Source organism: Prevotella pallens (assembly GCF_900454935.1).
GTDB lineage: Bacteria > Bacteroidota > Bacteroidia > Bacteroidales > Bacteroidaceae > Prevotella > Prevotella pallens.
The window spans coordinates 1,076,788-1,098,258 of sequence record NZ_UGTP01000001.1; the positions used below are offsets into that span (position 1 = coordinate 1,076,788).

The window sequence follows — 21,471 nt, forward strand, 5'->3', positions numbered from 1 at the left end:
TAAACTATTAAAGAATGCTTGTTTATAAACTATTTTGTGCAGAACTCTTCGTAGCTTTTTGCATCCATAAGATTATCAAGTTCAGCTTTGTCTGTAAGTTCTACTTTAAGAATCCAATTTGCGTATGGATCTTGGTTGATAAGTTCTGGTTGATCTTCTAAAGCCTTATTAACTTCTAGAACTTTAAAAGATACTGGTGCATTAAGATCAGAAGCAGCTTTTACACTTTCTACTGCACCGAATCCTTCTTCTGCCTCAAATTCATCATCAGTTTCTGGCATATCAACATAAACGACATTACCAAGTGCATGTTGTGCATAATCGGTAATACCAATATAAGCTACATCGCCTTCAACTTTTACATACTCATGAGACTCTGCGTAGTAGAGTCCTTCAATTACTTTAGCCATTTTATTTTGTTGTTTATTAAATTGTGATTGCTATATATATTATATAAGGTGAGAATATATTAATGTTTTTCGAATTCTATTTAACGTAATGTGGGTCATAGAACTTTTTCTTGCCTACTGTTGCTGGGAAGAACTTCTTACGAATTTGTATTTCTACACGGTCTTCCATCTTTATATCGGCATCAACCAATGCAACGGCACAGCTTTTCTCAACAGAGATAAGTTTATAACCGGTTGTAATTTCACCTATTTCCTTACCATCTTTAAAGACTTTATAGCCATTACGAGGTATTGCATTATCGTCTAACCATAAGCCACGCAGACGTTTTGTTACACCTTCAGTCTTTTGTTTTAATAATGCAGCTTTACCAAGAAAGTCTTCTTTATCGAATTTTACGAACATTGACAAACCTGCCATTACTGGAGTAATTGTCTCAGAAAGTTCGTGTCCGTAAAGTGGCATACCTGCTTCAAAACGTAAAGTGTCGCGGCAACCAAGTCCACAAGGAGTTACTCCTGCTTCCATTAATTTGTCCCATATCTTCACTATATATGCAGGTGCTCCATAAAGTTCGAAACCATCTTCACCTGTATAACCTGTACGAGAGATTATAATGTCTTCTCCCTCGTGCTGTGTCTTCTTCACTTCATAAAATTTTAGGTCAGAACAAGGTATACCAAGTTTATCTTGTATTATCTTTTCTGCTTCTGGACCTTGAATAGCAAGCTGTCCATATTTCTCACTATCATTAACGAGCTTAACATCAAAGCCTGCTGTATGTTTCTTTAGCCATTGGTAGTCTTTCTCTATATTTGCAGCATTTACTGTTAATATGAACTCGTTTTCACCTACTTTACAAATACAAGTATCGTCTACAACTCCACCGTCTTCCATACAAAACATTCCGTAAAGTACTTTGCCTACGGCTAAACCTGTAACGTCGTTTGTGAAGATGTAGTTTATGAACTTCTCAGCTTCTTTGCCTGAAACTACAAGTTCACCCATGTGAGATACATCAAAAACGCCACAATGCTTTCTTACAGCATTGTGTTCATCAATAATACTTGAATACTGAATAGGCATATCGAAACCACCAAAAGGTGACATTAATGCCCCTAATGCTACATGCTTGTCATAAAGGCATGTTCTTTTGTTCTCCATAATTGCTTTAGAAATTTATTTTTTTATGCCGTCCTTTGATATTTTATCATTGGTCGGCTATTGTTGATTTAGGTTGGGAAACCTCTTATTTTCTTGCGATGCAAATATAATGAAGTTTTTTGAATGCACAAAATTTTGGGAGAAATAATTGCATATTTCTTCTATCTCTATTCATTATATAAGCCCTAATCTAAATAAAATAAGGACTTATATGGAAAAATAACATTAAATTAGTCAGTAGAGGCTGTGCCTATTCTGTTTATAAATAATGTATGGGAGCAATACAACTAATAGACTCCGATTGATTATTAAGGCTCAACATCATCATATTTTGTTTATACCATTATAATTTTTCTGCTTTCGTTTTCTTGCCAGTCATCTTGTTTTCTTTTCTAATTTATCGTAGTCCACTATGCCTTCAGCGTAAAGTCAATCAATCTATTCAATAATAAAACAAAATCTAATAGGGCTCTAATTACCAATTGAAGGTGAAAAATAAATGGTCATTTTGCTTTAATAAACACTTGAAAGCTTAATTATTATATGCTATTAGAATTATATTTAGGTACTATTGTAAATGATGTTTAAATGCCTGTGAAAAGCGTGAATTTATACGCATCGTATATTATTATCTGAGTTTAGGTAAATAGCGTTCTTTCTGTTACGTTTGTTTCAGATATCTGTCAGTTGCATTTTAGATATCTGTTAGTTATGTTTCAGATATCTGTCAGTAGTGAATTAGATATCATAAACAACAACGCCTTTATAACTCTGTGGCTTTTATTGATTTTGTTAGCCTCTTTTTGTTGCATTAGCTACTTCTGTAGACGCCTTCTTATTATGGCTGCTGGATAGATAGACGAAGTTTAAAAACTATATTGGAATAATAGACACTTAGTTTTACAAGGCACGCAAGAATTTATATTTTTCTGTTGAAATGATATCAGCCTTTAATGAATGTTCGTGAATAGGCTTTTCGAGTAAGTATTATTCATAATTGCATTTAAAGAGAAAAAGCGAAATTTCTTTATATCCTTTTAATCGTTCTCAGTAAAAGTTAGTATCTTTGCAGGGCTAAATAATAAAAAATAATAAGAATATGTATCGAACTAAAACTTGTGGTGAACTCCGTTTAACAGATGCAGGTAAAGAAGTTGTACTTGCGGGCTGGGTCCAACGTTCACGTAAAATGGGCGGTATGACTTTCGTTGATTTACGCGACCGTTATGGCATTACACAACTTGTATTTAATGAGGCCGAAGATGCTGGTCTTTGTAATGAAGCCAACAAATTGGGTCGCGAATACTGCATTAACGTTAAAGGTATTGTAAACGAACGTCAAAGTAAAAATAGTAAGATACCAACTGGCGATATTGAGATTATTGCTAAGGAATTGACAGTATTAAGTAGCTCGCTAACTCCACCTTTTACAATAGAAGATAATACAGATGGCGGAGACGATCTCCGAATGAAATACAGATATTTGGATTTACGACGTTCAGCAGTGCGTAGTAACTTAGAATTACGCCATAGAATGACTATTCTTATTCGTAATTTCCTCGATAAACTAAACTTTATAGAGGTGGAAACACCTATATTAATAGGCTCTACTCCAGAAGGAGCACGCGATTTTGTTGTACCTTCACGAATGAATCCAGGTCAGTTCTATGCACTCCCACAAAGTCCACAAACGCTGAAACAGCTATTGATGATAGCAGGTTTTGACCGCTACTTCCAAATTGCGAAATGTTTCCGCGATGAAGACTTACGCGCTGATAGGCAACCAGAATTTACCCAAATAGATTGCGAAATGTCATACGTACATCAAGAAGATGTTCTTCAAGTTTTTGAAGATATGGCTCGCTATTTATTTAAAGAAATTAGAGACGTAGAACTTCCTGCTAAGTTAGAACAAATGACATGGCACGATGCAATGAAGCGTTATGGTTCTGATAAACCAGATGTTCGCTTCGGAATGGAATTTGTAGAACTTATGGATGTTCTAAAAGATAAAAGCGATTTCTCTGTTTTCAACGAGGCTAACTATATAGGTGGAATCGTTGTGCCTGGTTGTGCTCATTACAGCCGTAAACAACTAGATGAACTTGCCGATTTTGTAAAACGTCCACAAGTAGGTGCAAAGGGGTTAGTTTACATCAAATACGATGAAAATGGCACAGCAAAGAGCTCTGTAGATAAATTCTTCACACAAGAACAATTACAAGACGTGAAGAAAACTACAAATGCAAACAATGGCGATTTAGTACTGATATTGTCAGGCGACAATGCTAATAAAACTAGAGTACAACTATGCTCATTACGTTTAGAAATGGGAAATCGTTTAGGATTGCGCGATAAAAATACATTTAAATGTTTGTGGATAGTAGACTTCCCACTATTTGAATGGAGCGATGAAGAACAACGTCTTATGGCAACTCATCACCCATTCACTATGCCAAATCCAGAAGATCTGCATTTACTCGACGAACATCCAGAACAAGTACGAGCATTAGCATACGATTTCGTATGTAATGGAATTGAAGTTGGTGGTGGCTCTATTAGAATTCATGATACAGAATTACAAGAAAAGATGTTTGAAGTATTAGGATTTACTAAACAACAGGCAGAAGAACAATTTGGCTTCTTAATGAATGCATTTCGCTATGGTGCACCTCCTCATGCAGGTATTGCATTCGGACTAGACCGTTATGTAAGCATTATGGCAGGACTCGATACAATCCGCGATGTAATAGCTTTCCCAAAGAATAATAGTGGACGTGATGTAATGCTCGATGCACCTTCAGCTTTAGCTCCAAAACAACTTGATGAATTGCAGATAAAATTAGATATAAAAAGCTAACTTTTGTTGATGTAAATCAATAAAAAACATATTGCACTTCATTATGACTTTAAAGTTGTTTCTTTTTTGTCAATAAATTAGCTACATTAAGATATTTGATGTATATTTGCAACCCAATAAGAGTTCGTCTTTTATTAACTACAGTAGTATTTAAATGTGGACAAATAATTATGGTAGAAAAGAAAAACGTCACTAAGACAACAACAAAAAGAACAGCAACCAAGAAGGCTTGTGTGAAAAAGGCTCCAGTGAAAGTAGATCTAAGTTCAGAAAATGTAGGATTTAAAGCTGGTGATGTATATAATGCACTCGTTGCAGAGAATAGAGGTTTAGCTGTATCTGAGATAGCAAAGACTGCAAATATTAGTATTGAAGAGGCATATCTAGGAATAGGTTGGCTTCTGAAAGAAGGAAAGATTAATAGCGAAGACGAGAAATTAGTCCTTGCTTAGTAAACGAATAGAATTAAATAGGGGGTCTGTATTTAGAAGTATAGACTCCTTTTTTTATGCAATACGAAAAGGATATATTGCTGTTACTTATTGAAGCTGGCGAAAAAGGATTGTCAGTGAGTAAGATTACGCGTCATATATTTAACACATATAACTCGTTCTTTTTATCGTTAAATATCGAAGATACACATCAAGAAGTACAACAATGTCTCTTAAAAATGAGTAAGCGCCCAAACTCTATGTTAGGAAGAGTTAGGAAAGGTGTTTACTGTATAAATATTAATAATCAAGAGGTTAGGCATCTACAATTAAAATTTTCGCATGAATGCGATATTAAGAAAGATGAAAAGACACAGACAGACTTTAGTTTGAATTTGTTTGAGTAATACAGAAATATACTAAGAATATTTGTTTGTTGGATATTTATTTGTATATTTGCACTTATTCATCGAATAATAAACTAAGCCTAAAAGAGAGTTATGATACATACAAACAATCATCTTGTTATAATGGCAGGAGGGGTCGGAAGTCGTTTCTGGCCTATGAGTACAGCTGATAAACCAAAACAATTTATCGATGTGTTAGGTGTAGGCAGATCGTTGATGCAACTTACCTATGATCGACTAAAAGGTATTACAAAGCCTGAAAATGTTTGGGTTGTAACAAATGCGAAATATTGCGAATTAGTTCATGAACAATTGCCTGATATTCCAATAGACAATATTTTAAGTGAGCCGTGTAGAAGAAATACAGCACCATGTATTGCATACGTTAGCTGGCGAATAAAGAAATCCGATCCCAAAGCGAATATTATCGTAACTCCAAGCGACCATATCGTTACTAATCAAGAAGAGTTTCGTAGAGTTATAACTAATTGTCTGAAGTTTACATCAGAAACCGATGCTATTGTTACATTAGGAATGAAACCTTCTAGGGCAGAGACAGGCTATGGATATATACAAGCAGACTTAACAACTCCTTCAGCGCGTAATAAAGAGATATTCCGTGTAGACCAGTTTAAGGAGAAACCAGATGCTGAAACTGCAAAAAAGTATATCAGTATGAACAATTTCTTTTGGAATGCTGGTATTTTTATCTGGAATGTATCAACAATTGTAAATGCGTTTAGAATATATCAACCAGGAATTGCACGTATTTTCCAACAACTTTTTGATGTATTAGGTACACCTGAAGAGCAATTATATATAGATAAGATGTATCCAGAATGTGAGAGTATATCAGTAGACTATGCTATAATGGAGAAAGCTGAAGAAATATTTGTTTGTCCAGCTGATTTTGGTTGGAGCGATCTTGGTACATGGGGCGCATTATATCTACAAACACAACACGACCTTTATGGTAATGCTATTATAGGTAAGAATATACAGATGTATGATAGTAAGAATTGCATTATACATGCTACTGAAACAAAGAAAGTTGTAGTTCAAGGTCTTGACGGCTATATTATTGCTGAAGAAGATGGAATGTTGCTTATTTGTAAGTTATCAGAAGAACAAAGAATAAAACAGTTTTCTGAAGATAAATGATGTGGAGTTAAGTTCTTTAAATACTTATTTATAACTTTAGAAGAAAATAATAAATGGATAAGAAAATAGCATTAATAACAGGAATTACAGGTCAAGATGGAAGCTACTTAGCCGAGTTTCTGATAGAAAAAGGTTATGAAGTACACGGTTTGCTGCGACGTAGCTCTTCTTTTAATACAGGGAGAATAGAACATCTGTATTTAGACGAATGGGTTCGAGATATGAAGAAAGAGCGTTTAATAAATCTACATTGGGCAGATATGACAGATTCCTCTTCTTTAATTCGAATTATTGGTGAAGTAAAGCCAACTGAGATTTATAATCTTGCTGCTCAAAGCCATGTTAAAGTAAGTTTTGATGTACCAGAATATACTGCAGACACTGATGCTGTTGGCGTATTGCGATTGCTAGAAGCTGTACGTATTTGTGGATTAGAAAAAGTATGTAAAATTTATCAAGCATCGACTTCAGAATTGTTTGGTAAAGTTCAAGAAGTTCCACAAAAAGAAACAACTCCTTTTTACCCTCGTTCTCCATACGCTGTAGCAAAACTTTATGGTTATTGGATAATGAAAAACTATCGAGAATCTTACGGAATGTTTTGTTGCAACGGTATTCTCTTTAATCACGAGAGTGAACGACGTGGAGAAAATTTTGTTACTCGTAAGATTACATTAGCAGCCGCACGTATCTCACAAGGTCTGCAAGATAAACTTTACTTAGGTAATCTTAGTGCACAACGAGATTGGGGATATGCCAAAGATTATGTAGAATGTATGTGGTTAATTCTACAAGAAAAGGAACCTGATGACTTCGTTATTGCAACAGGAGAAATGTATACTGTGCGCACTTTTTGTACTGCTGCATTTAAAGAAGTTGGTATAGAAATTGAATGGCGTGGTGAAGGTATTAATGAGAAAGGATATAATAAAGCTACAAATCAACCGATAGTAGAAGTAGATCCTAAGTACTTTAGACCTGCAGAAGTAGAACAACTACTTGGTGATCCAACAAAAGCAAAAACAAAGTTAGGGTGGAATCCTCGCAAAACAACCTTTGAACAGTTAGTAAAAATAATGGTTGAACACGACATAAAGTTTGTTAAAGAACAGTCGTGGAAGGTTTAGTTGCCAAAGATTCTTAGAATAGTAAATACTAATTAGGCGATTGCTTTCTTTTATAGTCAATCACCTAATTAGTATAAATGAATTTAGTTGAATACAGAAAATATAAATCTTTTATAAATGTATTCTTAGAAAGTCTTCTAATTCTTGATATAAAAGATTTTATTTTAATACTAACAAATAGTTTATGCGCTCATCTATTTGCTTAATCCTTATGCTTCTCTCTATTCCAATTTGTGCTCAGAGTTATCCAAAATTGGTTATTATAAATAAACAGCATTATTTTAAAAGAACTGTTCCAAAAGGAAATTATAGTGGAATAACATGGTTAGAGAATAATAGCTATGCTATTGTTTCCGATAAAGCAGAATATAGTGGTTTCTATCTATTTAAGATAGAGATAAACCCTAATACTGGCGATATAAAACAAATTAAGTCTGATGGATTTTTTGGTTCATCTATATTGGGTGCTGATGAAGAAGGTATTTGTTTTTATCCTAATCGGAATAGTGTTTTTATTGCACACGAAGCTGATAATAGTATTTGTGAATATAACTTATCTGGCAATTTTATTGGAACCCAATTATTTGTTCCATCTTATTTTCGCTCCGCATCGACGAACTATGGTTTAGAATCTCTTACTTACAATCCAAAAACACATTTATTTTGGACAACAACTGAATCAACATTAAAGAATGATGGGAAACAGGCAGCACCAATGTTATTAATAGAAAATCGTCTGCGACTTCAAGCTTTCGATGAGAATTTTAATCCAATAGCACAATATGCATATAAAATGGATAAAAGCACTGTAAACAAGCCTGCACGAAATTATGCAATGGGTGTATCAGATATAGTTGCATTAGATAATGGTATGCTTCTTATTATGGAAAGAGAACTTTATGTTGCACCTTTGATATTCGGTTCATTTGTAAAAAATAAGATTTATTGTGTTGATACTAATAGTTCTCAAGAAATATCAACTAATAGTTCTCTCATAGATACAAGTCCATATATGAAAAAGCAACTACTTGCAGAATGGAAAACATCATTAACATTATTCCATCAAGATTTTGCGAACTATGAAGGAATGTGTCTTGGTCCTAAATTACATAATAGTACACAAGTTTTGGTTTTGTGTGCCGATAGTCAAAATCAGTATAGAGGTATACTGCGTGATTGGTTTCGCACAATTGTTTTCCGCTACTAAGACTATTTATTTATATTATTTTAGATACTTTTGTAGCTTACGTAATGCTTTATTACGTATTTGGCGCACACGTTCACGTTTTATTCCTATCTTTTTAGCTATTTCTGCCATTGTGTAAATTTCGCCATCTTTTAATCCAAAAATCAGTGTAATAACTTCTTTCTGTCTTTCGTCGAGGATATTCATTCCCTTTGCTATTTTCTCTGCTATAATCTGACGAGTTAGATGCTCATCTGCCTGTGGAGAATTTTTATTCTCTATTACACTTTGCAATGTAAAATTCCCATTACTACCAATTGGCAGAGGTTGATCTATAGATAATGTATGTATACTATGCTTTTTTTCTCCATTATCCTGAGCATTATTTATATCAATCTGTTCATTTATTGCTTCTTCCATTGCTTTGCGTATATAAGTAGCAGCAAATTTCACAAATCGTATTCCTCTTGTCCCATCAAACTTTTGTGCTGCATACATCATACCAATATTTCCTTCACTTATTAAATCATCTTCGCTTAATCCACGATTTTTATATTGATGTGCCAATGAAACTACAAATTTTAAGTTTGCTTTTGTTAGTTTTTCTAAAGCACTTGCATCTCCTATTTTTATCCTAGCTGCAAGTTCTTGTTCCTCTATATCTGTTAGCGGTTGCTGATTAGCAATCTCTTCTATATATCTATTGTTTATAGCCATAATATTTTCTCTTTTGTGTTATTTTTTTCTTAAAATGGGAAAGTGCTATTATTAAAATTACTATTTGTACCTACATTTCGTTCTTTAGGAGAAAGCTGTGGATATTCTTCGGGCTTACTACCTTCTGGATATAAGTCAGCTAGTACTTCTTCTGTTTCTATTAAATTTTTCTTGATAGCTATTTCTAAGATTTTTTTATATTTTTCCATTAACCCTAACTCAAAACAGCATCGTGCATAACAGGCATAACCAATATTCCAATCTTCCGACATATTTTCCATATAATCAGAAAAAATTTGATAAGCCTCACGTATATACCCGTTCCCCATTAAAGAAATTGCCATTTTTATATATATCTCTTCTTTCTTTTCAGAATAATCAATAGCTTTTGTAAAGTACTTAAATGCTTCCTCAATATTATTTTCGCTTAAATAAGCATTTGCAATTGATATATTTAACGATTTTCTAAGTCCGCCTACAGTAATCTTTTGTAGTCGTTTATAATAGTTTATAGCCTCTTTATAGTTGCCAATACTGTATAATGCATTTGCCTTATTAGATAGTGCATCTTCATCTTTTGGGTTTATTGCTAAGGTGTATTCACTTGCCGTTATAGATTTTTCATACTTTTCATTTAAGAAATAGTATTTTGCTAATTCATTCCAATATGTAGTAGAGTAGGGGTTAGTATCTATTAGACTATTTAGAATCTCCTCACTTTCGGTGCCTCCTCCATTCCAAAGAAGTATTCTTACCTTTAATTCTTTATATTCTGGTGATTCTACATCTTCATATAGACTTAACCACTTTTGTGCAAATTCTACTAAAGCATAATCGCAAAATAGAGAAGCGACATCGAAAATATAGTTTTGTTGTTCTTCTATAGCAACATAGCTAAAACGTTCTAAAAGATAAATATTAGCCTCTTCAGTTTTCATCTGCACTATCATTATCTCTGCATTTAGATAATAATAGTCTAAATCTGTTTTGTCTAAGATTTCTTCTGCAATAGATTTTGCTTTATCAATGTTTTTATCTATAAACATTGCACAACGTGCCATAAAACAAAGTGGAGCTATTGCTCCAGGAAAGATATTTATTGCATATCTTGCAGCAGCTTTAGCTTCTTCGTCTTTACCTATTATATGGTAATATTCTGCAATATCAGCAAGTTCCTCTGAATCGAGGAAACTGCTGACATTATTTTTGCATAGCTCTTCATATTTATGAAGAATATGCTTAAAACTATCGCTTTTAAAATATTCGTCCAATATTATTTTATCCTTTATTTTGAGCTTTTGCCCATGCATCTTTTAGACCTACTGTTTTATTGAAAATAAGTTTTTCGGTAGTAGAATCTGGATCAAGCATAAAGTAACCTGTACGTTGGAATTGCAAATAGTCTCCCGGCTTCTTTTCTGAAAGATATTTTTCAACGTAGCAGTTATTATGAATTTTTAAACTGTTTGGATTCAGCAGTTCTCTAAAGTCACTTTCTTCAGCCGATGGATTTTCTACTTTAAAAAGTCGGTCATATTCGCGAACTTCTGCTTTTAAACAATGCTCTGCACTTACCCAATGCAAGGTTCCTTTTACTTTGCGATTTGCTCCTTCCATTCCACTTTTACTTGTAGGATCATATTCTGCTTGGATTTCTATAATATTACCATCTTCATCTTTTGTGCATCCTGTGCATTTAACAATATATGCACTCTTTAAGCGTACTTCTTTCCCCGGAGTCATACGGAAGAATTTTTTAGGTGCATCTTCCATAAAATCGCCACGTTCTATCCATAAATTCTTAGAGAAAGTAATAGTGTGTACACCCTCCTCTTCATTTTCTGGATTGTTTATGCTTTCCAATTCTTCTGTTTTATCTTCGGGATAATTGGTAATTACGAGTTTTACAGGATCTAAAACTGCACTTACACGAGTTGCTTTCTTATTTAAATCGTTACGTACAGCAGCTTCAAGTAAAGCCATATCATTAAGTGCATCGAACTTTGTATAACCGATAGAATCAATAAATGCACGGATAGATTCGGGAGAATAACCACGACGACGCATTCCGCAAAGTGTCGGCATACGAGGATCGTCCCAACCATTTACAAGTTTCTCGTCTACAAGAGTATGTAGTTTTCGTTTCGACATTACTGTATAAGTAAGATTAAGTCGATTAAATTCAATCTGTCGTGGTCGGTTATCGTTTAATACATCGGCAGTATTGTCCGATTCTTTTAGCAAATCTATAAATTTATCGTAGAGTGGGCGGTGAGGAACAAATTCTAAAGTGCATATAGAATGAGTAACTCCTTCAAAATAATCGCTTTGTCCGTGTGCGAAATCGTACATAGGATAACAATTCCATTTTGTACCAGTACGGTGATGTGGCGTATGTATTATACGATATATAATAGGATCACGGAAGTGCATATTTGGATTTGCCATATCTAATTTCGCACGTAACACCATACTTCCTTCGGGAACTTCGGGAGTATTCATTTTTTCAAAAAGAGTAAGGCTCTCTTCTATAGGGCGATTTCTATATGGCGAAGGAATACCTGGTTCGGTTGGTGTTCCTTTTTGTGCTGCTATTTCTTCTGCGCTCTGTTCATCAACGTATGCTAATCCTTTTTTTATTAGCCATATAGCAAAGTCCCAAAGTTTTTCGAAATAGTCGCTTGCATAGTAAATATTCCCCCATTTAAAACCTAACCAGTTAATATCGTGAAGAATATTTTCTACATATTCGTTATTTTCTTTTGATGGATTTGTATCATCAAAACGTAGATTACAAACACCGTTATATTTTTCTGCTACACCAAAGTCCATACAAATAGCTTTTGCATGTCCAATATGTAAATATCCGTTTGGTTCTGGTGGAAAACGAGTTTGAATGCGTCTGCCGTTCTTTCCTTCTGCAATATCTTCTTCGACTATTTGTTCTACAAAACTCAAACTACGTTTCTCTTCATTAGTGTTACTTTCTATTGTGTTCATAAGCTATAATTTTTCTTCTGCAAAGATAGTTATTTTTTTCATTCTATAAATATGTTTTCCTTACTAATAATAGTTCTTGCCTATAATATTGTCTTATATAACTACCTGTTTTCAATAGTTTCGGTCTGCTTTCATTATGGCAATGTATATTTTTGAAAAATAATTAAAGAAAAATTTGGTGGGTTATAGAAATTAATATATCTTTGCACTCGTTATCCTGAATACAATCTTTTTACCTTAAATGACTAATACCTATTGAGGTTGAGTGCCCGTCGCTGCGAAGCGTTGGGCATTTCTTTTTTATATTAATTATAATACTCTCTATTAGCGAATTATAAATGTGTAATTATATAGGCATAAAAAATGCTAATAAGTTTGGAAATATATTTCTAATTATCTATTTTTGCAAAGAGTATATATATTCTTTATTTTCATCAAGTGGTGGAAACAAAAATGTAAATAGGAAATTTTCTACGAGCACTTTGCCGTTACTGATTTTCTATGAGAGTAAAGATTAATAGTATAATAGAATAAATAGAAAGTGAATGAAAAGTTTTGGTAAAAAGGCATGGATTCTTCCACAACCAGTGTTAATTATTGGAACATACGATGAAAATGGTATGCCAAATGCTATGAATGCTGCGTGGGCAGGTCAATGGGATAATCAACAAATTATGATTTCAATGGGAATTCACCAAACAACCAAGAATTTAAATATTAATGGAGAGTTTACTGTTGCTTTTGCTACTGTAGATACAATGGCTGCTGCCGACTATGTTGGCATTGTAAGTCAGAAAAATGTTCCAAATAAAGTAATGAATACTGGTTGGACTTTTGTTGATTCTAAGAATGTAAATGCCCCCATTTTTATTGATTTTCCAATGACAATGGAATGTCGTATCAAAGAAAAGCTAAAAGAAACAGAAACGGGATATTATATGATAGCTGAGATAGTGAATATAATTTGTGATGAAAAATATCTTGGCAATAATGGGAAACCAGATGTAGAGAAAATGAATCTTATAACTTTCAATCCTATTGCTCTCGAATATATAAGAATGGGAGAAAAAGTAGGGAAAGCATTCTCTATAGGCAAAGAATTAAAGTAGACACGTAAGACATAAAAATAATATAAAAACAGCATTATTATGTTTGATCACATTGCCGATTTTACAGCGTGGCCAATATTAACTGGAATATTAATCGGTTATATTGCTAATCGTATAATGAGTGGAGAAGGTAAAGGTTGTTGTATGAATCTTTTTATCGGAATAGTAGGAAGTTATGCTGGTTCCTTTATTAGTTATCTTCTAAATATTGATTTGTTTGGTAAAGGGTATATTACTAATCTCATATTTTGTGTAATTGGTTCTGTATCTGTTTTATGGATATGGAAGAAATTATCAGATTAACGCTTGGATAACCATTAATAAAGCAGAATAAGGAAAAAAGTTTTCTGCAAAATACAGATATACTGTAAGAACGAGAATACAATAAGAAAGCTAATGTATTGAAGTTTCTTATTATCGATTAATAGCCCATAAAGAAATTGTAATTACAATTTTTTATTTTGTAATTACAATTTCAAATTTTATAATAATATTTTTCTCTATTTCTTATTAAAATTTCTGAGAACTTTATTTTTTGTATCAATACTTATTCATTCTTTTTATCTAAAACAGAATATTTACTATTATTGCTTATATATTCAGGAACAATCTCTTTCATTTTTTCTACGATAGCCATATCGTTGTATGTATGACTTAAAGCAATAAGTTCGTCTATTTGTTTAGAAACTTCATCATAATCGTATTCACAAACTTTTGCAATACGAATTTTCTTATGGAAACTGGGCAGTGTGTTTTCTGTTGTACTCAATACTTCTTCGTAAAGTTTTTCTCCTGCACGCAACCCTGTATATTCTATTTCTACATTTTCTGCACCCGAAAGTTTTATCATTCGTTTCGCCAAATCGGCAATTCTTACAGGTTTACCCATATCAAAAACAAAAATTTCTCCACCTTTTCCATGTGTTCCAGCTTCGAGAACCAGCTTACATGCTTCTGGAATTAGCATAAAGAAACGAATAATATTAGGGTCGGTTACTGTTACTGGTCCACCACTTTTAATTTGTTTTTCGAATAAAGGGATAACTGAACCATTTGAACCCAATACATTTCCAAAGCGAGTAGTAACGAACTGTGTAGACTTTTCAGCTTGTTTTCCTTGATTTGTTTTTGTATTTAAACTTTGGCAATAAATTTCACAAATACGTTTAGAACAACCCATTACGTTTGTTGGATTAACAGCTTTATCAGTAGATACCATAACAAACTTCTTTACTCCATATTTCACACTTAAGTCGGCTATAACTTTTGTTCCCCATACATTATTCTGTATGCTTTCTGATGGATTATTCTCCATCATAGGAACGTGTTTATATGCAGCCGCATGGAAAACATATTCAGGTTTATATTGCTTAAAAATGCTTTCCATTCTATCAATATTTGTAATATTTGCCACGATGGTTTCTACTTTTATAGTAGGATAATTAAAATGCATCATTAATCTTATATCATGTTGTGGCGTTTCAGCCTGATCTATAAGAATTAATTTATCGGGTTTATATATAGATATTTGTCGAACTATTTCAGAACCAATAGAACCTGCTGAACCTGTAATCATAATACACTTACCATTTAGCAAGTTTCCAATAGCATCCATATCTACTATTATCTCATCGCGTGGGAGAAGATCCTCAATATTTATTTCTTTAAACTGTACATGCTCTAAATCGTTCTCACCTGTCCATTCTTTTGTATGCTCTGTAAGGTAAATTTTGACATTAGCATTTATAAGCAAATCTTGCAATCTTGTATCAGCCCTAAATTTATCTACTTGAATAGGCGAAACAAGTACAGCCTTTATTCTTTTCTGTTTAATAACTTCTTCTAATTTTGCATCAATAGAATATATTTTTTCGCCTAATAATGTTTTATTATGGTATAGATTATCGTGAGAGATAAATCCTTTTAACGAAAATCTAGAACTTCTATCGTTACAAATATTATTAGCTATTCCTATTCCACCTTCTTTAATGCCATATATAAGTGTTTCTATTTTACGATTTGGACTTAAATATAAATCGTACATAGTTTTTACTATTATTCGGAAAATAACCATTCCTACGGTTGCAACAAGATACATTGCGGCAATTTGTCGTCCTTCAAGACGTACAAATTTAATGTTAAAAAAGATTGGTTTTGTATCCCAAATGGAGATAGCATAATGTACAAGTTCTGCAATGGCAAACGATAAAAACATAGCAAAACCTACACGTTGTAAATCAACAAAAGAAGAATATCGAATTATTCCTGAATAAGTTTTGAAAACTCGAAAGCCAATAAGCACAAATGTCATAAAAATGAAGATAGTGGCTGTTATTAGCGATAAATTTGAAAATTCAATAGCCCCATGGTAATAAAACCAAAAAACAAGGAGTCCAGATAAATAACAAATAAAAATATCAATAGCCAACACGGTCCAATATGGAAGTGCATTTTTTGTTAGATACCATTCAAAAATTTTATTTAGTATTTTCATCTTCGATATATTGTCAAATAATTATTCTGTTATCACTACTAATAATGCAAAAGTACTAATTTATTTTATAAAGCGATTAATTCTATTAATTACAATTAATATTTTAGTATTATTTTGTTTCTAATTTATAATTTGCAATCTGTTTGAATCCATTTAGAAACGAAATGCTGTCCATTCGTTTCTTTCCAGAGAGTTGTAATTCCTTTAGCTCTAATAGAAAATCGTTAGAGTTAATATATATTGTTTTATTTTCAATGAAAAAAGTTCCTGGTTTTCCTATTGCTGGTTTATTAGTTTTAGACATTTTAAAAATCTTCAAGACCATTTCTTTTGTGTCTTTTGCCGAAGACAATTTTTTATTTAATAAAATCATCTTAGACCATGCTCCAGGATAGGGTGAAAGTCCACGAACGAAATTATAAATGGTGTTAGAGTTTTTATTCCAATCTATCTCACACGTTTCATTAAATATCTTTGGTGCATAATGCAAATCGTCCGGTTCTTGTTGTGCTTTCGTTATATTGTTTAAAACAATTAATATTTTCTCAGCGGTTAAAACTTCGTTTGCACTAAAATTTTCTGAAATCTTTGTGCATAAAAGTTCAATTGTTTCTATAGTCAATTGTGCACCTAATTTCATTAATCCATTATATACATATTCAACATCTACATCTTCTGGAATTATGAAATTCTTTTGTTTAATAATCCGTCCAGTATCAATATTCTTATCGAGGAAAAAAGATGTTACTCCTGTCTCGGTTTCTCCATTTATAACAGCCCAATTTATAGGAGCTGCGCCACGATATTGTGGCAATAATGCTGCATGGATATTGAAAGTTCCAAAACGTGGCATTGACCAAACTATTTCTGGTAACATGCGAAATGCAACAACAACTTGCAAATCTGCTTTTAAACCACGTAATTTCTCAATAAATTCAGCATCTTTCATTTTAGATGGCTGTAAAACCTGTAATCCTACAGTTTCAGCATATTTTTTTATAGGAGAAGGTTGAAGTTTTTCCTGATGACGTCCTACAGGTTTATCTGGTTGAGTTACAACACCTACTATATTATAACCATTTTCTACCAAAGCTTTCAACGATTCTACAGCAAACTCTGGAGTACCCATAAAGACAATTCTGAGTTCCTTCTTATCCATACAATATTTTTTTGAATATAATTATGCTATCTTTCTTTTTATTATTCCTCACTAAAGTCGGCAACTAATTGGCGATACATATTATAAAGTCGCGCACGAGATATATAACCAACGAGTCTTCTATCAATTTCCACAACAGGAAGTACTTGTGCTCCTGTTTTTTCAAACACTTTCATAACACTTTCCATAGGATCATTTACTCCAATTGTAGCTGGAGGTGGAGTCATTAATTGTTCTACCGAAAAGCGATGGTATAATTCTGTACGGAAAATTATATGTCGAAGTTTTGTTATATCAATTTCTCCTAATAAAATACCACCATCATTAAGGACTGGAATATAATCGTTGCGACTTGAACTAATAGCATGAACCAGTTTTCCCATATTCATATTTGGATCTACAGAAGTATAATCGCGATCAATAATGTTTTTCATATTCATCATTGTCATTACCGCTTTATCTGTATGATGTGTTAAAAGTTTTCCTTGTCGTGCCAAACGTACTGCATATATACTATGTTGTTCAAATATATTTATTGTAAGATACGAACTAATAGTTACTATAATTAGTGGAATAAAAAGATGATATCCACCAGTAAGCTCTGCAATTAGAAATACTCCTGTTAAAGGTGCGTGCATTACAGCTGCCATTACAGCTGCCATTCCATAAAGGGTAAAATTCTTTTCAGGAATATACTCGCCAATTTGTTGTATATTCCAAAGGCGTGCAAAGAAAAATCCGCCAAACCCACCTATAAATAATGATGGTGCAAATGTTCCGCCACACCCTCCAGCACCATTAGTGGCACTAGTTGCAAATACTTTTGTTAGTGCTACTAATCCTACATATAGAATTAAGAATTTTGTTTGTCCTGCAAACATAGAACCTTGCAACACTTTATCCCAATCGGTTGTAGAATTACCTTCTATAAAAATTCTTAAGCTATTATAACCTTCTCCATATAATGATGGAAACAAAAATATTAATGATGATAAAACGAGCCCTCCTGCCATTAGTTTTAAATAAGGATACTTAGATAAACTTGCATATTTATCTTCGCACCAAGACATAACACGCATAAAATAAAGTGAGAGAAAACCACAACAAACACCTAAAAGGATAGTTGGTGGAACCTTACTAAGACTCCATAAATAGTCTATCTTAAAGTTATACATAGGTTCTCCACCAGTAAAGAAGTAAGAAAAACAAGTTGCAGTAACCGAAGCTATTAGGATAGGTAATAGAGAAGCCATAGTAAGATCTACCATTAAAATCTCTAAAGTGAAAACTAATCCTGCTATAGGAGCTTTAAAAATACCCGAAACCGCTGCTGTTGCTCCACAACCAACTAACAACATTAATGTTCGGCGATCCATATTGAAGAGTCTTCCTAAGTTACTTCCAATTGCCGATCCTGTTAAAACAATAGGAGCTTCAGCTCCAACAGAACCTCCAAATCCGATAGTAATTGCTGATGCAACGATAGAAGTCCAGGTATTATGTGCTTTTAATTTAGACCGTTTTGTTGAAATGGCATATAATACACGTGTAATACCATGTGAAATTTGGTCGCGAACAATATACTTTACAAACAAACTTGTTAGCCAAATACCAATAACTGGGTAAAGAAGGTATAGCCAGTTAATAGTGGTTATGCGAAAACCTGAAGTAATAAGAGTTTCTATTTCTTCAATTATAAAATGGAGAATATATGCTGCCACAGCTGCTAGAAATCCTACAATAAATGCTAATATTAGTACAAACTGACAATCGGAAATATTTTTCTTGCGCCAATTGTCAATACTACTTATTATATTGTTGCTTTCTTTATCTACCATTTTTTGGAAACCACTTTTATATTGTATATGGGGTATAGAAAAGTTGTTGTTGTTTAAACTATTTTCTGATTATATTTATTTCTCCCGTCATTCCTATCTTTATTATGGTAGATGGTTGATGCGGTTTATGTTCTTGGCGTCGAGAAAAACATACATAATCGACAGAGGATAATAATTCTTCTGAAATATCGCAGAAATTTTGTGCTGCAGGTTCTCCGCTAATATTAACAGATGTACTAACTATTGCTTTCTGGAAACGATAACATAATTCTTTTGAAAAAGGTTCGTTTGTTATTCTTATTCCTATAGAACCATCTTCTGCTATAAGATTTGGTGCAAGATTTACGGCACCATCTAATATTAATGTTGTTGGTTTCACCACTGCATCTATAAGTTGCCATGCAACTTCAGGAACATTACGCACATATTTCTGTAATCGTGCGTCTGAATCTACAAGACAAACTAAGGCTTTAGAATCATCACGGTGTTTTATTTTATATATTTTTGCTACGGCTTCAGAATTTGTTGCATCGCAACCTATTCCCCATACTGTATCGGTTGGATATAGTATTATTCCACCTTTTCGCATCACTTCTACAGCTTTTTGAATATCTTCTTGTTGTGTCATTTTTATATCGTTAATTGCCGAATACAAAATTAGAGAAAAAAAATGAAAATACAAATCTATGAAGGAAAAAACTTGTTGTTTTATTATAAACTATATAGTAAAACAATAGTTGGACAGTTGGCAAAAGTCTATAGATACTAGTATTTTTTTTCTTAGTATTCTCTCGTTAGTTTCTGCTAAAATTTATTACTGATAGGAAGGAGCAATTTTTTTAATTAAAATACAAATGATTTGTAATTACAAAATAAAAAAATCTTATTATAAATTTTTATTTTCTTATTCTAAATTTTCAGGTGCATATTTTTATTTTAGCTTTTCCTTATTTTTGGTTCAACACTTCTTTGTTATAGGGAGCTACTTTTGTAGGCTCTTTCTTGTTAATGTGTGCCAGATAAAATAGGGAACAAGTAAACAATTTATGCTAAAATAATAGACACTTATAAAAATAACTATTATAGATTTCTTAAAAAAAGTATTTACTTTCGTCAATTTCTATATAACTTTGCACAAAAAATAGATAAAGAATTTAAAATAATGAAGAAAAGTTTAGGGATTATAATCCTCTTATTTGTATTTACATTAAATTTGTCAGCACAACAACAGATTGAAAACATTAAATTTATGGTAGACAACGCAGAGACAATGCGTGTGTTAGAGAAAATATTTGGTGTTCCCTATCTGTTGAGTAACGAGAAAGCTATTTATAAAAATGTTGCGTTTGATGGCGAAAAATATAATGAGGCGGAATGTTTTTTTAATAAAGATGGAAAATTTAATCAGTTGCGTCTAACAACCTATTGCAAAAGTAAAGACAATGCAATAACACGAATGAATAATTTATCAAGAAAATATGAAGGACTTTATAATATAACCAATTCAGAAAATTTAGACGATGGAAAATTTGTAGTAGGATATAATAGTAAAAACAGAACAATGATAATGATTTCTACGTATAAAAACAATTGTGATGTAAGTTTTTCGCTCTTCTAATAAGCGATATAATAAATACACATTTTTTTTACAATTTAAAATATAAGGTCCAATTATCTAAATACAAAGCATCGTAGTATTATTAACACATTATTCTATGTAAACTTAATATGAAAAGAATATTTTTGACCCTAATGATAACTTTCAATCTCATTGCAGTAAACGCACAAGAAATGCGTCAGCTTTGGATTGAAATGCCAGATTCTATTGTGCCATATCTCAATAAAAGTTTAAGAACAGAATTAGCAGACTATGTTACAATGAAAATGAAACCAGAGGTTGTGAATAGTTTGCAAGATACAACACGTATAGAGAAATTTACCAACAATTATATTCGTGTACAGTTAAACAATGCATCTAAATTAGAAATAAAGAGTTTAGATAATTCAACTATAGCACTAGTACAAACATGGAATGGACCAATTGCAGAAAGTAAATTAATGCTATTTTCAAAAGAATGGAAGTTGAAACCTTTTGAAATAGACCTTACTCCTGTATTTGAAAAGCCCGATTCTATGTTACAACAACGCTATGAAGACTTATTGAGTATGGCAAATATTACACTTTGTGAGTTTAAATTGTCAGAGTCAGACAATATTTTAACCATAAAATTCACAGTTCCGTTACTTTCGTCTAACGATAAAACAGATATGAGCAACATTTTAAAACAAAGAAAACTTAATTGGAATGGGCATTTCTTTAAATAATATTAATTTATAACAGATTGCAATGGCAAAACTTTATGGTATGATAAATTCTGCTTAACTTTGCGATGTGTTTTTCATGGTATTA

Annotated in this window: 19 protein-coding genes; 10 read left to right on the forward strand and 9 right to left on the reverse strand. The window is 32.6% G+C overall.

Annotation, left to right across the window (positions count from 1 at the left end; all coding sequences use genetic code 11):
- Window positions 1–29: 29 nt before the first annotated feature.
- Together gcvH and gcvT are read right to left on the reverse strand one after the other, a co-directional pair.
- On the reverse strand, window positions 30–410 hold the full coding sequence (gcvH, locus tag DX009_RS04660) for a glycine cleavage system protein GcvH (RefSeq protein WP_115083169.1): 381 nt from the start codon (window positions 408–410) through the stop codon (window positions 30–32).
- 76 nt (window positions 411–486) lie between these two features.
- A complete protein-coding gene (gcvT, locus tag DX009_RS04665) occupies window positions 487–1,572 on the reverse strand; it encodes a glycine cleavage system aminomethyltransferase GcvT (protein WP_006045049.1) in 1,086 nt (361 codons plus the stop codon).
- Between the two features lie 1,099 nt (window positions 1,573–2,671).
- Between gcvT and aspS the strand changes: the two genes are divergently transcribed.
- From aspS to DX009_RS04695, 6 genes are all read left to right on the forward strand, one after another.
- On the forward strand, window positions 2,672–4,432 hold the full coding sequence (gene aspS, locus DX009_RS04670) for an aspartate--tRNA ligase (RefSeq protein WP_115083170.1): 1,761 nt from the start codon (window positions 2,672–2,674) through the stop codon (window positions 4,430–4,432).
- Between the two features lie 170 nt (window positions 4,433–4,602).
- Window positions 4,603–4,884, forward strand: coding sequence for a winged helix-turn-helix domain-containing protein (locus tag DX009_RS04675; protein WP_006045047.1), 282 nt, complete (start codon window positions 4,603–4,605; stop codon window positions 4,882–4,884).
- 56 nt (window positions 4,885–4,940) lie between these two features.
- Window positions 4,941–5,270: a hypothetical protein gene (locus DX009_RS04680; protein WP_115083171.1), complete on the forward strand. Its 330-nt coding sequence runs from the start codon at window positions 4,941–4,943 to the stop codon at window positions 5,268–5,270.
- Between the two features lie 93 nt (window positions 5,271–5,363).
- On the forward strand, window positions 5,364–6,431 hold the full coding sequence (locus tag DX009_RS04685) for a mannose-1-phosphate guanylyltransferase (RefSeq protein ID WP_006045045.1): 1,068 nt from the start codon (window positions 5,364–5,366) through the stop codon (window positions 6,429–6,431).
- Window positions 6,432–6,484: 53 nt separating this feature from the next.
- Window positions 6,485–7,558 carry a GDP-mannose 4,6-dehydratase gene (gene gmd / locus DX009_RS04690; RefSeq protein WP_006045044.1) on the forward strand — a complete coding sequence of 358 codons (1,074 nt, stop codon included), beginning with the start codon at window positions 6,485–6,487 and terminating at the stop codon, window positions 7,556–7,558.
- 184 nt (window positions 7,559–7,742) lie between these two features.
- Entirely contained in the window at window positions 7,743–8,765 is a 1,023-nt protein-coding gene (locus tag DX009_RS04695) for an esterase-like activity of phytase family protein (protein WP_115083172.1), read from the forward strand.
- 15 nt (window positions 8,766–8,780) lie between these two features.
- Here DX009_RS04695 and DX009_RS04700 read toward each other — a convergent pair whose 3' ends face one another.
- Genes DX009_RS04700 through DX009_RS04710 form a run of 3 tightly spaced genes read right to left on the reverse strand, consistent with a single transcriptional unit; the run spans window position 8,781 to window position 12,461 of the window.
- Window positions 8,781–9,461: a sigma-70 family RNA polymerase sigma factor gene (locus DX009_RS04700; protein WP_115083173.1), complete on the reverse strand. Its 681-nt coding sequence runs from the start codon at window positions 9,459–9,461 to the stop codon at window positions 8,781–8,783.
- Window positions 9,462–9,490: 29 nt separating this feature from the next.
- Window positions 9,491–10,771: a tetratricopeptide repeat protein gene (locus DX009_RS04705; RefSeq protein ID WP_181792313.1), complete on the reverse strand. Its 1,281-nt coding sequence runs from the start codon at window positions 10,769–10,771 to the stop codon at window positions 9,491–9,493.
- A complete protein-coding gene (locus DX009_RS04710; RefSeq protein WP_115083174.1) occupies window positions 10,740–12,461 on the reverse strand; it encodes a glutamine--tRNA ligase/YqeY domain fusion protein in 1,722 nt (573 codons plus the stop codon). The genes DX009_RS04705 and DX009_RS04710 overlap by 32 nt, the downstream gene beginning before the upstream one ends.
- Window positions 12,462–13,006: 545 nt before the next feature.
- Here DX009_RS04710 and DX009_RS04715 point away from each other — a divergent pair.
- Together DX009_RS04715 and DX009_RS04720 are read left to right on the forward strand one after the other, a co-directional pair.
- Window positions 13,007–13,570 carry a flavin reductase family protein gene (locus DX009_RS04715; protein ID WP_006045037.1) on the forward strand — a complete coding sequence of 188 codons (564 nt, stop codon included), beginning with the start codon at window positions 13,007–13,009 and terminating at the stop codon, window positions 13,568–13,570.
- Window positions 13,571–13,609: 39 nt separating this feature from the next.
- Complete coding sequence (locus DX009_RS04720) at window positions 13,610–13,873, forward strand: GlsB/YeaQ/YmgE family stress response membrane protein (protein WP_006045036.1); 264 nt, start codon at window positions 13,610–13,612, stop codon at window positions 13,871–13,873.
- Window positions 13,874–14,117: 244 nt separating this feature from the next.
- Here the strand turns inward: DX009_RS04720 and DX009_RS04725 are convergent, their stop codons facing one another.
- The 4 genes from DX009_RS04725 to DX009_RS04740 all read right to left on the reverse strand — a co-directional run bounded on the left by DX009_RS04725 (window position 14,118) and on the right by DX009_RS04740 (window position 19,689).
- A complete protein-coding gene (locus DX009_RS04725) occupies window positions 14,118–16,064 on the reverse strand; it encodes a polysaccharide biosynthesis protein (protein WP_115083175.1) in 1,947 nt (648 codons plus the stop codon).
- Window positions 16,065–16,173: 109 nt separating this feature from the next.
- A complete protein-coding gene (gene fmt, locus DX009_RS04730; RefSeq protein WP_115083176.1) occupies window positions 16,174–17,223 on the reverse strand; it encodes a methionyl-tRNA formyltransferase in 1,050 nt (349 codons plus the stop codon).
- Window positions 17,224–17,264: 41 nt separating this feature from the next.
- Entirely contained in the window at window positions 17,265–19,061 is a 1,797-nt protein-coding gene (locus DX009_RS04735; protein ID WP_115083177.1) for a chloride channel protein, read from the reverse strand.
- Window positions 19,062–19,119: 58 nt separating this feature from the next.
- Window positions 19,120–19,689 (reverse strand): L-threonylcarbamoyladenylate synthase, encoded by a 570-nt coding sequence (locus DX009_RS04740; RefSeq protein ID WP_006045032.1) that lies wholly within the window; start codon window positions 19,687–19,689, stop codon window positions 19,120–19,122.
- Window positions 19,690–20,223: 534 nt separating this feature from the next.
- Here DX009_RS04740 and DX009_RS04745 point away from each other — a divergent pair.
- Complete coding sequence (locus tag DX009_RS04745) at window positions 20,224–20,679, forward strand: hypothetical protein (protein WP_115083178.1); 456 nt, start codon at window positions 20,224–20,226, stop codon at window positions 20,677–20,679.
- A gap of 110 nt (window positions 20,680–20,789) precedes the next feature.
- Window positions 20,790–21,386, forward strand: coding sequence for a DUF3256 family protein (locus tag DX009_RS04750; protein ID WP_115083179.1), 597 nt, complete (start codon window positions 20,790–20,792; stop codon window positions 21,384–21,386).
- Window positions 21,387–21,471 lie beyond the last annotated feature (85 nt).